General features: G+C 52.9%; 16 protein-coding genes. 5 read left to right on the top strand and 11 right to left on the bottom strand.

Annotated features, from left to right (window positions below; genetic code table 11):
- Positions 1-75 precede the first annotated feature (75 nt).
- Positions 76-426: a DUF2002 family protein gene (locus OGY68_RS14555; protein WP_003037262.1), complete on the top strand. Its 351-nt coding sequence runs from the start codon at positions 76-78 to the stop codon at positions 424-426.
- A 36-nt stretch (positions 427-462) separates the two neighbouring features.
- Here the strand turns inward: OGY68_RS14555 and alaE are convergent, their stop codons facing one another.
- The gene (gene alaE / locus OGY68_RS14550; RefSeq protein ID WP_003037259.1) at positions 463-912 is read right to left on the bottom strand and encodes an L-alanine exporter AlaE; all 450 of its coding nucleotides are present in this window, start codon (positions 910-912) and stop codon (positions 463-465) included.
- Positions 913-1,469: 557 nt separating this feature from the next.
- Between alaE and stpA the strand changes: the two genes are divergently transcribed.
- Entirely contained in the window at positions 1,470-1,871 is a 402-nt protein-coding gene (stpA, locus tag OGY68_RS14545; protein ID WP_032944695.1) for a DNA-binding protein StpA, read from the top strand.
- 36 nt (positions 1,872-1,907) lie between these two features.
- Here the strand turns inward: stpA and OGY68_RS14540 are convergent, their stop codons facing one another.
- The 3 genes from OGY68_RS14540 to OGY68_RS14530 form a co-directional block, all read right to left on the bottom strand.
- The gene (locus OGY68_RS14540) at positions 1,908-2,087 is read right to left on the bottom strand and encodes a GDFGVC terminal motif YodC-like protein (protein WP_003825999.1); all 180 of its coding nucleotides are present in this window, start codon (positions 2,085-2,087) and stop codon (positions 1,908-1,910) included.
- Positions 2,088-2,177: 90 nt separating this feature from the next.
- A complete protein-coding gene (locus OGY68_RS14535; protein WP_032944694.1) occupies positions 2,178-2,705 on the bottom strand; it encodes a rhodanese family protein in 528 nt (175 codons plus the stop codon).
- Positions 2,706-2,714: 9 nt separating this feature from the next.
- A complete protein-coding gene (locus OGY68_RS14530) occupies positions 2,715-3,014 on the bottom strand; it encodes an ArsR/SmtB family transcription factor (RefSeq protein WP_057067657.1) in 300 nt (99 codons plus the stop codon).
- A gap of 183 nt (positions 3,015-3,197) precedes the next feature.
- Between OGY68_RS14530 and OGY68_RS14525 the strand changes: the two genes are divergently transcribed.
- Positions 3,198-3,356, top strand: a complete 159-nt coding sequence (locus tag OGY68_RS14525; RefSeq protein ID WP_003037242.1) for a YqaE/Pmp3 family membrane protein — start codon at positions 3,198-3,200, stop codon at positions 3,354-3,356.
- A gap of 95 nt (positions 3,357-3,451) precedes the next feature.
- Positions 3,452-3,901 (top strand): peptidoglycan-binding protein LysM, encoded by a 450-nt coding sequence (gene lysM, locus OGY68_RS14520; RefSeq protein WP_003037241.1) that lies wholly within the window; start codon positions 3,452-3,454, stop codon positions 3,899-3,901.
- A gap of 12 nt (positions 3,902-3,913) precedes the next feature.
- Here the strand turns inward: lysM and csiR are convergent, their stop codons facing one another.
- From csiR to OGY68_RS14485, 7 genes are all read right to left on the bottom strand, one after another.
- On the bottom strand, positions 3,914-4,600 hold the full coding sequence (gene csiR / locus OGY68_RS14515; RefSeq protein WP_032944692.1) for a DNA-binding transcriptional regulator CsiR: 687 nt from the start codon (positions 4,598-4,600) through the stop codon (positions 3,914-3,916).
- Positions 4,601-4,645: 45 nt separating this feature from the next.
- On the bottom strand, positions 4,646-6,046 hold the full coding sequence (gabP, locus tag OGY68_RS14510) for a GABA permease (protein ID WP_048225221.1): 1,401 nt from the start codon (positions 6,044-6,046) through the stop codon (positions 4,646-4,648).
- A gap of 147 nt (positions 6,047-6,193) precedes the next feature.
- A complete protein-coding gene (gabT, locus tag OGY68_RS14505; RefSeq protein ID WP_008785600.1) occupies positions 6,194-7,477 on the bottom strand; it encodes a 4-aminobutyrate--2-oxoglutarate transaminase in 1,284 nt (427 codons plus the stop codon).
- Between the two features lie 25 nt (positions 7,478-7,502).
- Positions 7,503-8,951, bottom strand: coding sequence for an NADP-dependent succinate-semialdehyde dehydrogenase (gene gabD, locus OGY68_RS14500; protein WP_286617148.1), 1,449 nt, complete (start codon positions 8,949-8,951; stop codon positions 7,503-7,505).
- Positions 8,952-8,974: 23 nt separating this feature from the next.
- Complete coding sequence (gene lhgD / locus OGY68_RS14495) at positions 8,975-10,243, bottom strand: L-2-hydroxyglutarate dehydrogenase (protein ID WP_032944687.1); 1,269 nt, start codon at positions 10,241-10,243, stop codon at positions 8,975-8,977.
- Positions 10,244-10,260: 17 nt separating this feature from the next.
- Positions 10,261-11,238, bottom strand: a complete 978-nt coding sequence (glaH, locus tag OGY68_RS14490; protein ID WP_048215707.1) for a glutarate dioxygenase GlaH — start codon at positions 11,236-11,238, stop codon at positions 10,261-10,263.
- Positions 11,239-11,486: 248 nt separating this feature from the next.
- A complete protein-coding gene (locus tag OGY68_RS14485) occupies positions 11,487-12,089 on the bottom strand; it encodes a short chain dehydrogenase (protein WP_008785596.1) in 603 nt (200 codons plus the stop codon).
- Positions 12,090-12,187: 98 nt separating this feature from the next.
- Between OGY68_RS14485 and OGY68_RS14480 the strand changes: the two genes are divergently transcribed.
- The gene (locus tag OGY68_RS14480) at positions 12,188-13,084 is read left to right on the top strand and encodes a LysR substrate-binding domain-containing protein (protein ID WP_048215709.1); all 897 of its coding nucleotides are present in this window, start codon (positions 12,188-12,190) and stop codon (positions 13,082-13,084) included.
- The last annotated feature ends 20 nt before the right edge of the window (positions 13,085-13,104 follow it).

Genomic DNA, 13,104 nt, shown 5'->3' with positions numbered 1-13,104 from the left:
GGACTTTTCTGAAAGCGTTGCTAATGCTGAATCAGGTAAGGTAAGCCCGCAGTAAAAGATAACGAGGAAAATAATATGTATTTACGACCTGATGAGGTGGCGCGCGTACTTGAAAAAGTGGGCTTTACCGTTGATGTAGTGACGCAGAAAACGTACGGCTATCGGCGTGGCGAAAATTATGTGTATGTTAATCGTGAAGCTCGCATGGGGCGTACCGCATTAATTATCCATCCCACGTTGAAAGAGCGTAGCTCTTCGCTGGCGGAACCGGCAACGGATATTAAAACTTGCGATCATTACCAGCAATTCCCGCTGTATTTAGCCGGAGAGACTCATGAGCATTATGGTATTCCGCACGGCTTTAGCTCGCGTATTGCGCTTGAACGTTATCTGAGCGGGCTGTTTGGCGACGTTAATTCTAACTAATAACGCGACTGGCAGTGCCAGTCGCGAAGAAGCGTGTCAGGCTTTAGCCTGATGATAGCTGCTGACCTTAAACAAGCGGCGGCAATAATCAAGAAAGTAGCCATAGACAGCGCCCATCAGCATTGACACCACGATGTTCGAACTTACTGCAGCCGTAATCTGATGCCAGTCTGCGCCAACCGTCAGCAGAATAATCACATACACCGGCGACTGGAAGGTGACATAAGCCAGCACATCCGCCAGATTTTTTGCCCATCCTGCCTGCGTGGCTTTACGGGCCGCGCGCATGAACAAATCACGATACATGCCGTATGGCCACGCGATCAGTATGTTGACAGGGATAGCGACTAATCTGGAATACAGCGACTGTTCGAAGCTCATTCCAGAAAGGAATATTTCGATCAACATGTTCACGACAGAACAATAAACAACCATCGCGAACGTGTCTGCTACTGCATGACGCAAGCGTGACTGCGGAGAGAACATGTTAATGCTCCTTGTAAAAAGGGGAAAAAAGGTTTTGAATACCTTAACTGCTAGTGATTTGTCTTGCTGCTTTCGCGTTTTAATAGGATATCTGCCTGGATAATAACTAGCAACTAGCTGAAAATTTTTATTTATTGTCTTTTTGTCGATAAAATGCTCTGTAATGGTTTGTTTTTTGTTCGTTTTGGTGTTTTCGTTGCTGTGTTAATTAAAATCTTTTTAGATCAAGGAGTTATTGTTGCTTGTTTTTCTGAATTTTTTGCGCTCCTTTTCTGAATGTTGACTGATGTGCATTATGTATACTCGTTGGTTCCACGAGATGCCGTGGCTTGTTTCTTAAGTGACGCGTTGAGATACCTTGCAGGTATATTCAAAGCTGCAATCAGGGTAATAGAATATATTGTCTGGGCGATAGCAGAATGGATGCTATAAATATCAGAGTTGGCTATTTGTTTAATGATAAACGAATAAATTAGACTGGAAATATAATAATTGGTTGCATACAATATTTAGCGTAATACCGTTTTTATGTTTTACGTTAAAGAGGTTTTGTTAATATGAGCTCAATGTTAAAAAACTTAAATAATATCCGCTCGCTGCGTGCAATGGCTCGTGAATTTTCCGTTGATGTACTGGAAGATATGCTTGAAAAATTCAGGGTAGTGACCAAAGAACGGCGCGATGAAGAAGAACAGCTACAGCGCCAACGTGCAGAACAGCAGGCAAAAATTAATGCCTTGCTGGCGCAGATGCAGGCAGACGGGATCAGCCCGGAGGAGCTGCTGAGCATAACACCTGCGACGGCACGTTCAGTTAAAAAACGCGAACCGCGCCCGGCGAAATATCGTTTTATCGATCTCAATGGTGAAACGAAAACATGGACCGGACAAGGTCGCACACCGAAGCCAATTGCCCAGGCGCTGGCTGCCGGTAAATCTCTTGATGACTTTTTGATCTAATTGCGAAGGCGGTGAGGAGATCCTCACCGCTTATTTTCAGCAAACGCCGAAATCACCCTCTTCGGTATATCGCGTGACATCAGCTGCTTTCAGCGTGAATTTATCACCGCTTTCATTACTGGCTTGTACCGCCACAATTTGATCGTCATTGACTTCAACAACCTTCAGTTTTGGACCGCCCATACGCGGTTGAACCAGATCGCCAGGTTTAAACATATTGTTGCGCTCCTTTATTTATCATTTATCGCAGAACTCACCATAGATCACGTCAACCGGCGGGTACAGTGCTGTTTCAATGATTACCGCTTAATGAGTACGTCGGTTCCAGGGCATGATGTCCAGTAATCGCGCCATACCGCAAAAGCCGGTTACGCCAGCGAGTATCAGCCCGGCGCCCACAAAACCGCTCAGCAGGAAGAAGGCGCTGCTAACGCTATAGCCCAGAATAACGCCGAGTAGGGCAAGGCTGCCTGCGGCTATCTGCACCTGACGCATCAGCGGTAACGGTTGTGAACTGTCTTTCGCCACCGGCAACCCCGCGGCTTTCCAGCCGTCAATTCCACCTTCCAGCAACCAGACCTGCGCGGGTGCGGCGATGGCGCTCAGTTTTGTTGCCGCATTTTGTGTACGTTTGCCTGACTGGCAGTGAAAAATCACCTGCTCGGCGCGTAAATTCGCAGGCAGCGATCCCTGCTCAAGCGCGGGTAATGGCGCCAGATGTGCCTCAGGAATATGCTCGTGCAGATACTCGTCAGCATCGCGGATATCAATCAGTTTTGCACCCTGCGCGACCAGTGTCTGCGCCTCGCGTGGGGAAATCGTCCCAATAGTCATGATGGCTCCTTATGGGCAATACAGTGTTTTTAATGTGGCGATCAGCGAATTCACGGCCGTATTTTTAATGGAGTAGAGGATGCGCTGGGCATCGCGCTGGCTTTCTATCAGACCTTCTTCACGCATACGCGCCAGATGCTGGGATGTGGCGGAAGGACTAAGGCCGGTAACACGGGCTAACTCACCCGCGCTGGTACCGGGTGAACCACAGAGCATGCACAAAATCAGCAACCGTTTCGGGTTACTCATCGCTTTTAGCAGGGCGGCAGCCTGTTCAGCGCTGGCCTGGAGTTGTTCAAGTTCAGTCATATGTATTTAAGCATTATCTAAATTAAGTGTATTCTAAAATAAGTAACCAACGTACGCCAGCGTAAAGAGCGTAAAGGAGGGTAAAACAGCCGCGGAATACTGGCAGAGTTGGGTAGAATGGCTACTCTTAGAGATAAAATCTCTTTTTAAACAATGATTAATTTTTGCTTGTAGGGAGTGTGCATGGGTTTCTGGAGAATCGTTTTTACTATTATTCTGCCCCCGCTTGGCGTGCTGCTGGGGAAGGGATTCGGCTGGGCATTTATCCTCAATATCGTTCTGACGCTGCTGGGCTACATTCCTGGTTTGATCCATGCCTTCTGGATACAGACGCGTAATTAATTCCTTTCAACTACGGCGCTTTGGCGCCGTTTTCTTTGTGCCCCTTTCTCCTCTGCTACACTTTTGGGTGTTGATTGTTAATTACCGAGGTGGATATGGGACTCTTCAATTTTGTAAAAGATGCAGGTGAAAAACTGTGGGATGCGGTCACTGGAAACCATGACACAGCCGATCTGGCAAAAAAAGTGCAGGAACACCTGAACAAAACCGGCATCCCTGATGCGGATAAAGTGGACGTGCAAATTAACGAAGGCAAAGCTACTGTTTCTGGTGATGGATTAAGTCAGGAAGCAAAAGAAAAAATTCTGATCGCGATTGGTAATATCTCTGGTATCGCCAGCGTAGATGATCAGGTTAAAACCTCTGCACCCGCGAGCGAAAGCCAGTTTTATACCGTGAAATCTGGGGATACCCTGAGCGCTATTGCCAAACAGGTTTACGGTAATGCCAACCTATATAACCAGATATTTGAAGCGAATAAACCAATGCTAAAAAGCCCGGATAAAATCTATCCTGGGCAGGTTTTACGTATTCCGGAACAGTAATGTTATTCAGGCTTATTGCGTCAGTAATTTACCGGACATAGCCTGTTGAATAATCGGAATCGGCGTCAGCAAGTGCTGGCGCATTAATTCGCTGGCGCACGTGGCATCACGTGCCAGAATCGCTTCGGTCAGCGTCTTGTGCTGATCGTGTTTATCTTCCAGCATTTCAACCGACAGCACCGTTTTACGTAGCCAGATAAACCGGTAGCGCGCCGCCAGAGAGAACAGCCGTTCGCGCATTTGCAGCAGATATTGTGAACCACAGCCAGCGACAATCGCCGAGTGAAATGCCTGATGGCGCTGATCCCACTCGTCGAGCATCTGTTCGCTGGCGTCAATGGCTTCAAGCTTACTGAGCATATGCGCGCGCGCCAGAATTTCAGCTTCCCAGGCGTCGTCGCCGCGTTCAATGGCCAGCGCGACCAGCATGGCTTCCATATTGGCGCGGGCATCGAAAATATCGAGCAACTCCTGCTCTGACATCGGGGCGACACGATACCCTTTCTGATTAACCACTGTCACTAACCGCTCGGCAACTAACTGCGAAAGCGCTTCGCGCAGCGGTCCCACGCCTAGCTCATAGCGGGAGGTTAGCAGACTCATACGCAGTTTTTCATCAGGCTGATACACACCGCGGATGATGTCGTTTTTCAGCCAGCGGTATCCATCAATGGCCGTCGGTTGGGGAATGGCGGTCATGGTCATACTCCTGAAAGGATTTCCCGGCCTGCGCCGGGAACAGGTTTAATGCGTATTTTGCAATGGTGCTTTTTGCCACGATAGCAGTTTTTTCCAGCGTGACATAATGGGCACGGTGCAAATAATTCCTATGGCTAACAACCCGGTAGAGATAACTTCCAGCTGTTGGGCCGGGCGAAACAGCATGACCACCAGCACAAAGATAATAAACGCGATGACCAGCCAGGTAAGCCACGGATAGAGCCACATTTTCAGTTTAATTTCACCGCCTCGCGCCAGCAGGATTTTGCGCATCCGCAGTTGAGAAACGGCAATGACCAGATACACCAGCAGCGCGATGGCACCGGAGCTGTCGATCAGGAATTTAAACACCTTGGCCGGGGCGTAATAGTTGACGATGACGGTGAGGAACGCAGCACCTGTCGACAGTAATACCGCCACATAAGGTGTTTTGCTGCGGTTCGTTTTACCCATAAAGGCGGGGGCATCGCCACGGCGGCTCAGGGAGTAGAGCATACGCGATGACGTATACAGCGCGGAGTTAAGACAGCTGGTCACCGACAGCAAAATGACGCAGTCCATGATCAATTTCGCGTGCGGGATATGCAGTAGCTCCAGCACCGAGCGGTAAGAACCGACTTCTTTCAGGCCCGGCATGTTCCACGGGATCAGCGCCACCACCACAAAAATAGAGCACAGATAGAAGATAGAGATACGCCAGATAACCGAGTTGGTGGCGCGAACGATATGTTTATCCGGGGTATCGGATTCGGCGGCGGCGATGGTAACTATCTCTGCGCCCATAAAGGAGAACATGGTGATTAACATCGCGCTGATCACGGCGCCAAAACCGTTGGGCATAAAGCCGCCCTGATCCCACAGGCGTGAAACTCCGCTAACCTCGGCATAAGGGTAGAAACCGCTAATCGCCGCCGCACCGAGGGTAATAAACGCCAGAATGGCAATCACTTTGCACAGCGCCAGCCAGAACTCGAATTCACCGTAATTTTTAACGCTCAGTAAGTTACTGCCGGTTAACGCCAGCGTGATAACCAGAGAAAACAGCCAGATAGGAATGCCCGGTACCCAGGAGTGCAGAATGATGGCGGCAATATTCGCTTCCAGAGGGATAACTAACACCCAGAACCACCAGTACAACCAGCCGATGGTGTAACCCGCCCACGGGCCAATGGCCTTATCGGCGTAAGTGGAAAAAGAACCGGTATCCGGGGTGGCAACGGCCATTTCGGCCAGCATGCGCATAATCATCACCACCAGCAATCCGGCGAACAGATAGGCTAATAATACTGCGGGACCGGCTTCTGCAATCGCCACACTTGAACCGACGAACAGACTTGCGCCGATTACCCCGGCAATAGACAGCATGGTGACGTGGCGTGATTTCAGCCCGCCCCCTAAATCATGTGATTGTGACACTTGCCCCATCTTTAAACCTCGTTATTGTTATTGACGTCGCTTCCTGCACCTTACCCGTAGGCCCGGTAAGCGTAGCGCCACCGGGCATCACAACATTGCCGGATGGCAGCGCTTGCGCTTTATCCGGCCTACAATTTCCCGTTTTTACTCGGGGGTTTAACCCTGCTTTGCCTCGGCAAAACACTGGGCGATAATGTCCAGCCCCTGGCGGATTTGAGCATCTTCAATGGTCAGCGGGACAAGAATGCGCAGCACGTTGTAGTAAGGTCCGCAGGAGAGCAGGATCAGTCCTTTCTCGCGTGCACGCGCCACCACTTCCGCAGTCAGTTTGGCGTCTGGTTTCGTGTGGTCGCCGTTTTCGAACAGTTCGATAGCAATCATCGCGCCCAGCCCGCGTACGTCGCCAATCTCTCGATGGGTTTCCGCGATAGCCAGCAGGCCTTCGCGCAGGGTTTGTCCCAGCTCGTTGGCTTTTTGCAGAAGATTTTCCTGCTCGAAAATGTTCAGTACCGCCAGCGCGGCGGCGCAGGCAATTGGGTTACCGGCATAGGTACCGCCCAGACCGCCCGGTGGGATTGCGTCCATGACTTCGGCGCGTCCGGTCACGCCCGCCAGCGGGAAGCCGCCGGCGATGGATTTGGCGAAGGTGGTGAGATCGGGCGCAACGCCCATCTGCTCCATGGCAAACAGCGTACCGGTACGGCCCGCACCGCTCTGTACTTCATCGGCAATCAGCATGATCCCGTGTTCGTCACAAATGGCGCGCAGTCGTTGCATAAAGGAAGGAGATGCCGCGTAAAAGCCGCCTTCACCCTGAACCGGTTCAATCACGATGGCGGCGACGTCTTCTGGCGCGGCATCGTTTTTGAAAATGCGATGAATGCTGGCGATAGCATCATCTTCACTGATGCCGTGCAGCGGGCAAGGATAAAGCGCGCGATACACGTGGCCTGGCATCAGCCCCATTCCGGCGGAGTACGGATTGACTTTCCCGGTCAGTGACAGGGTGTAGTGAGTACGACCGTGGTAAGCGCCGCTAAAGGCGATAGTCCCCGTACGCTTGGTGGCGGCGCGGGCGATTTTCACCGCGTTTTCTACCGCTTCAGAACCAGTGGTCACCAGCAGGGTTTTCTTGGCGAAATCACCCGGCACTTTCTTATTCATGATTTCACACAGCTCCAGGTACGGCTCATAGGCCAGCACCTGGAAACAGGTATGGGACAGCTTTTTCAACTGCGCTTCTACCGCAGAGACGATCTGCGGGTGCAGGTGACCGGTGTTCAGCACCGCAATACCGCCAGCAAAGTCGAGGAATTCACGGCCTTCAACGTCCCAGACCCGACAGTTTTCTGCCCGCTCGGCAAAAATAGGGTGGATCTGGCCTACGCCACGGGGAACGGCGTTGCTGCGACGTTGCATAAGTTCTTTGTTGGTGCTCATCAGGTGTTCTCCAGTATTTGTTTTATTAAAGGCCGATGCACATATATTTGATTTCTAAGTAGTCTTCGATGCCGTATTTCGATCCTTCACGGCCAAGACCGGAGGCTTTTATCCCCCCAAACGGGGCGACTTCGTTGGAGATAATGCCGGTGTTAATCCCGACGATGCCGTACTCCAGCGCTTCGCCAACGCGGAAGACGCGGCTTAAATCACGGGCGTAGAAATAGGCGGCCAGACCAAACTCGGTGTCGTTGGCCTGAGCGATGACGTCAGCTTCGTCTTTAAAACGAAACAGCGGAGCCAGCGGGCCGAAGGTTTCTTCTTTGGCGACCTTCGCGTTATCAGGCACATCTACCAGAATGGTGGGCTGGAAGAAGTTACCGCCGAGTGCATGAGGTTTACCGCCCGCGATAATGCGTGCGCCTTTATCCAGAGCGTCGGCGATGTGTTCCTGCACTTTGGCAACCGCTTTCTCGTCGATCAGCGGTCCGGTGGTGACGTCAGGTTGCAGACCATCGCCGAGATGCAGCTTGCTCACCGCCTGCTGGAGTTTTTCGGCAAAACGCTCATACACGCCGCCCTGCACGTACAGGCGATTGGCGCAGACGCAGGTTTGCCCGGCGTTACGGAACTTCGATGCCAGCGCACCTTCCACGGCTTTATCGAGATCGGCATCGTCAAAGACGATAAACGGCGCATTGCCGCCCAGCTCCAGCGATACCTTTTTGATGTCTTTGGCACACTGCTGCATTAACTGACGGCCAATTTCGGTTGAGCCGGTAAATGACAGCTTGCGCACCAGCGGGTTGCCGGTCAGCTCGTTACCAACCGCGCTCGCAGAACCGGTCACCACGCTGAAAACACCAGCAGGGATCCCGGCGCGATTAGCCAGTTCTGCCAGCGCCAGTGCGGAGTAGGGGGTTTGACTGGCGGGTTTAAGCACCATCGTACAGCCTGCTGCCAGCGCCGGACCGGCTTTACGGGTGATCATCGCTGAGGGGAAGTTCCACGGCGTAATCGCGGCGGTAACGCCGATCGGCTGCTTGATGACGATCAGACGCTTATCGGCCTGATGGCCAGGGATCGTATCGCCATAGATGCGTTTGCCCTCTTCGGCAAACCACTCAATAAATGAGGCGGCATAGGTGATTTCGCCTTTGGCCTCCGCCAGCGGTTTACCCTGTTCCAGGGTCATCAGGCGGGCGAGATCATCCTGATGCTCAATCATCAGGTTGAACCAGCGGCGCAGGATATTGGCTCGCTCTTTGGCGGTCAGCGCACGCCAGGCTGGCAGGGCGCGGTTAGCGGCGTTAATCGCTTCGCGGGTTTCATCTGCCCCCATTTTAGGTACGCTACCCAATTGCTGACCGTTGGCGGGATTGGTCACCGCGATGGTCTCGCCGCTGTTGGCGTCACGCCAGTTGCCGTCGATCAGTGCCTGCTGGCGAAATAATGCTGGATCGTTAAGTTGCATGATTGCTTCCTGTCTTAATCGGTTTAACGGGTAAATGCGGCGTGTAATGTCTCCACGCTACGTGCCGCACGCAGCGTGCGTCCGGGGTTACTCTGGTTCTCCAGTAGCGCATGTACTTTGCTGACAATATGTGCGCCGATAGGGATTGCCGACGTTGCTGCCGGAGAAGGGGCGTTACAGGTATGAATTGAGCGTGGCGTGGTGACAAACAGAAAATCGTCGATAAGCTTGCCATCAGGTGACACCGCCTGTGCCCGTACGCCCGCAGGCCACGGCTGCAGATCCTTAAGCGTCAGGCTCGGGCAGTACTTTTGTACCAGCCGCAGATAACCGCTTTTGCACAGCGAATTCTTCATTTCACCAAGCCCTGAGCGCAGGTTGTTTTGCAGCACGCGGCGAATACCAGAAGAGCCGAGGATCTCCAGCGTATCGCTGAGCGAGAAGTCACGTTTACGATAGCCTTCACGTTTAAATGCCAGTACCGCGTTGGGGCCGACGGTGACGCTGCCGTCAATCATCCGGGTCAGATGAACGCCGAGAAAAGGCATCGCCGGGTCGGGGATGGGGTAGATCAAATGGTTAACTATCTGATTATGTTCTGGCGCCAGGCGGAAATATTCGCCCCGGAACGGACAGATGATAAAGCCAGGTTCAACGCCGAGCATTTTTACCAGTCGGTCCGCCATCAGGCCAGAACAGCTAATCAGCGTCGCGCCTTCATATTCCTGGCCCTGACGGGTACGGACAATTACACCCGCAGCATGCTCTTTCAGCGCGCTGACCTCGGCGTTGTAAATAATCTCACCGCCTTTGGCCTGGAAAATCTTCGCCATCGCGGCGGTGACTTCGCGGTAGCTGACAATCCCGCTCGACGGGACAAAAATGCCGCCCAGTCCGGTGATATTGGGTTCACGCTCGCGAAGTTCCTGCGCATTCAGCCATTCGCGCTCCAGACCGTTAGCGGCGGTGCGATCCCAAAGCGCGCGCATGCGCTCCATTTCCAGAGCGGAGGTGGCAACCAGCATTTTTCCGCAGACGTCGTAGCGGATGCCGTTTTGGTCGCAAAAGGCTTTTGTGGCGCGATTTCCGGCCAGGCAAAATTGTGCCTTCAGGCTGCCGGGGGTGTAATAGACCCCGGCATGAATGACGCCGCTGTTGTGGCCCGTTTGGTGGCAGGCCGGGCCGGACTCTTTTTCCAGTAGCGCGATTTTGGCGTCCGGATAGACATCAATCAGTTGCATGGCGGTCGACATGCCGATAATGCCGCCGCCAATAATCACAAAATCATACATCCGCTTTTCCTTCGCGCTTACTGATGGGTCTGGTAGTGGTTGGTCGCGTACGCAAAATAACCACGCTGGCGCATCAGTTCGCGGCGCAAGTCCGGATGCGAAGTGAAACGATCGCGCCCGTGCAGCCAGAACAGGTTGTTGATCAGCAGGAATTTACCTACTGAAACCGGAACGGAAATAATGTTCTTGCTGGTTTCCAGCGCATCGGACAGGTCGCTCAGCCAGACGCCTTCTTCATAGTCTTTTGGCTGGACGAACTGGTCGATGTAGCGCATTACCGGGCGGCCCTGCTGGTCAACGTCAAATACCGGATGGAACACTTCCTGACTGACGTTTTTGCTTGGCGGTGCGGCAAAGCGCATGGCGCGACGTGCCAGAGGATGGGTAAAGTACTGCTCCAGATGCTCCCAGTCGTCGAGGTGCAGCAGCAGCGAGTTACCGCCGGTCATGTTCTGCTCGTCGATCTTCATCATCAGCACGTAATCGGTGATTTCTTCGAGGTAGGTTCCGTCGTTGTGCAATTCCATTACTCGGTGAGGCTGGCGCAGATAGCTGTCTGAGTTATCGACGTTTTTCACCACAAAACGTGCGTAATATTGACCGCTCATCGCATCAAAATTAGAGCGTCCGATGAGGTGCGCTACCGCCGTTGCCAGCTTGACCATCTCTTCCGCCTGCGCCACGTCGTCTACGCCAACGGCATTGATCAGCAGTGCGCCTTCGGCACGATCGAGCAGGGTTTTCAGCAGCAGGGGCTGTAACTGATTGCCGCACAGGTCGTCGAGGATCTTGCCCACTTTGAAGCGCAAGAAGGATTTGTATTCCAGCGCCTGAACCGGCCACTGCGCGACGGCCTGCAGAAATTGCTCAGTGGTCTCAGCAGAAAAAGTCAGCTCCAGCAGGCGTGGGGATTGGGCTGACGGTTTCAGCGTGAAACCGCTGTAGTGCTGGGCTGGATCTTCAGCGTTCGGTTTTACGGCAGTCAGTGCGTTCATCAAATCGTTCCTCTCAGTAGATTGTCAGGGAGATATGGCGCAGCTCGTTTCGTAGCCATAAATTAAAAATATCTACATTTTTGAAAAACGCGCACAGAATGAGCTTGTTTGTTTATTATTTGTGATCAAAAACAACAAATATTTAACATTATGAAGGGTGTGGGTTAATGCGAGGGAAAAGATAAAGTATTTTAAAACAGTGAGTTAATCACGCTGCCGTTGGTGATGTGTCAACGGCAGCGGCAAAGTCAGTAACCGACTTTATAAATACGCCCGGTTTGGATGCCTTCCACACTGCGGCGGTAGGCGTTGGCGACGGTGGTGGCGGGCACGCTTTCAAAGCCCGGGAAGAAACTGTCGTAAGCTTCGGCGGACTCACTCAGCACGGTCGGACTTATCAGGTTAATGCGTTGACCATGGCCTAGTTCACAGGCCGCGGCGCGAACAAACCCTTCCAGCCCGGCATTGATCGTTGCGGCGTTTGTCCCCTGGGCGATGGGCTCGTGGGCGATAATGCCGCTAATTAACGTTATCGAGCCGCCATCATTCAGGAAATGCTGCCCGGTTAATGCCAGTCGTATCTGGCCTAATAGCTTATCCTGAAGCCCCTGATTAAAGTCCTGGTCGGTCATGGTCGACAGCGGTCCAAAGAACAGATTACCGGTGGCGGAAACGATCGCATCTACCCGACCGACTTTTTCAAACAAGGCCTCGACACTCTCCTGCGAGGTGATATCGACCTGGTAATCACCCTGAGTGCGACCCACGCGGACCACCTCATGTTTACGGCTCAATGCTTGCGTAACTGCGCGACCCACTGTACCACTGGCACCAATAATGACGATTTTCATAACCACCTCCGCAATAGTGTGAGCCGCTATTCTTTAATGAAAATGAAATCAGATAAACTGGCTAAAAGTTAGATGATTACTAACCAGGGGTTTGTAATATGGATAAACTGCGCGGCATGGAAACGTTTGTCGCCGTGGTGGAGAGTGGGAGCTTTACTTCTGCGGCGACGAGGCTCGAGATGTCTGCGGTGATGGTGGGAAAATATATCACCCAACTGGAAGCGCAGCTCGGCACGCGTTTGCTGGAGCGCAATACGCGCCGCCAGAGTCTGACCGATGCCGGACGCGTCTATTTTGAAGAAGCCCGTCGTGTGCTGGAGCAGGTATCGATAGCCGAACGTTCGGTAGAGCGTCTGCGGCTGGCACCTGCGGGGACGCTGCGCATTAGCGCGCCCACTTCTTTTGGCGCTTGCGTGATCTCGCCGCTGGCCGCTGCGTTTTTACAGACCTGGCCAGAGGTGCGCATTGAACTGGATCTCACCAACCGGATGGTTGATCTGGTGAATGAAGGTGTCGATCTGGCGATCCGCATTGGCGATATCCATCAGACAGACGTGGTGGCGAAATACCTGTGTCCCTACCGTATGGCAATTTGTGCTTCGCCAGATTATCTTGCCCGTCATGGCACCCCCCGGACACCCGTGGATCTGGTGGATCATCTGTGCCTGTCCCATACCGTGTGGACGGCTCGCAACGAGTGGATACTGCCTGGCGTGACGGGGGAGGTCAGATGGAAGCGCGATGCGATCCTGCGCTGTAACGATGGTCATGGCCTGCGTATGGCAGCGGTAGCGGGGGCTGGGCTGTTATTGCAACCTGAGGTGCTGCTGGCGCAAGAACTGGCTACGGGGAAATTGATTCGGATCCTGGAAGGGTTTACGCCGCAGCCGCGGCCAATTCATTTGCTGTGGCGACAGGATTTGCGTCCGTTGCCTAAGCTGACACGGTTTGTTGAACATGTGCTGGAAGGAACGCAGGGGCTGCGCGGAAAATAAAAATGCCGGATGGCGTTGCG

It is taken from the genome of Citrobacter sp. Cpo065 (genome assembly GCF_030332805.1).
GTDB lineage: Bacteria > Pseudomonadota > Gammaproteobacteria > Enterobacterales > Enterobacteriaceae > Citrobacter > Citrobacter portucalensis.
The sequence above is the reverse complement of the archived record's forward strand: the minus strand, read 5'-3'. Positions and strand labels throughout refer to the sequence as shown.

Coding starts and splice junctions, on each gene's coding strand:
- OGY68_RS14555 (WP_003037262.1), top strand. CDS start 76: ATGTATTTACGACCTGATGAGGTGGCGCGCGTACTTGAAAAAGTGGGC.
- alaE (WP_003037259.1), bottom strand. CDS start 912: ATGTTCTCTCCGCAGTCACGCTTGCGTCATGCAGTAGCAGACACGTTC.
- gabT (WP_008785600.1), bottom strand. CDS start 7,477: ATGAGCACCAACAAAGAACTTATGCAACGTCGCAGCAACGCCGTTCCC.
- OGY68_RS14485 (WP_008785596.1), bottom strand. CDS start 12,089: ATGAAAATCGTCATTATTGGTGCCAGTGGTACAGTGGGTCGCGCAGTT.
- gabP (WP_048225221.1), bottom strand. CDS start 6,046: ATGGGGCAAGTGTCACAATCACATGATTTAGGGGGCGGGCTGAAATCA.
- OGY68_RS14480 (WP_048215709.1), top strand. CDS start 12,188: ATGGATAAACTGCGCGGCATGGAAACGTTTGTCGCCGTGGTGGAGAGT.
- stpA (WP_032944695.1), top strand. CDS start 1,470: ATGAGCTCAATGTTAAAAAACTTAAATAATATCCGCTCGCTGCGTGCA.
- OGY68_RS14530 (WP_057067657.1), bottom strand. CDS start 3,014: ATGACTGAACTTGAACAACTCCAGGCCAGCGCTGAACAGGCTGCCGCC.
- gabD (WP_286617148.1), bottom strand. CDS start 8,951: ATGCAACTTAACGATCCAGCATTATTTCGCCAGCAGGCACTGATCGAC.
- lysM (WP_003037241.1), top strand. CDS start 3,452: ATGGGACTCTTCAATTTTGTAAAAGATGCAGGTGAAAAACTGTGGGAT.
- OGY68_RS14535 (WP_032944694.1), bottom strand. CDS start 2,705: ATGACTATTGGGACGATTTCCCCACGCGAGGCGCAGACACTGGTCGCG.
- OGY68_RS14540 (WP_003825999.1), bottom strand. CDS start 2,087: ATGTTTAAACCTGGCGATCTGGTTCAACCGCGTATGGGCGGTCCAAAA.
- csiR (WP_032944692.1), bottom strand. CDS start 4,600: ATGACCGCCATTCCCCAACCGACGGCCATTGATGGATACCGCTGGCTG.
- glaH (WP_048215707.1), bottom strand. CDS start 11,238: ATGAACGCACTGACTGCCGTAAAACCGAACGCTGAAGATCCAGCCCAG.
- lhgD (WP_032944687.1), bottom strand. CDS start 10,243: ATGTATGATTTTGTGATTATTGGCGGCGGCATTATCGGCATGTCGACC.
- OGY68_RS14525 (WP_003037242.1), top strand. CDS start 3,198: ATGGGTTTCTGGAGAATCGTTTTTACTATTATTCTGCCCCCGCTTGGC.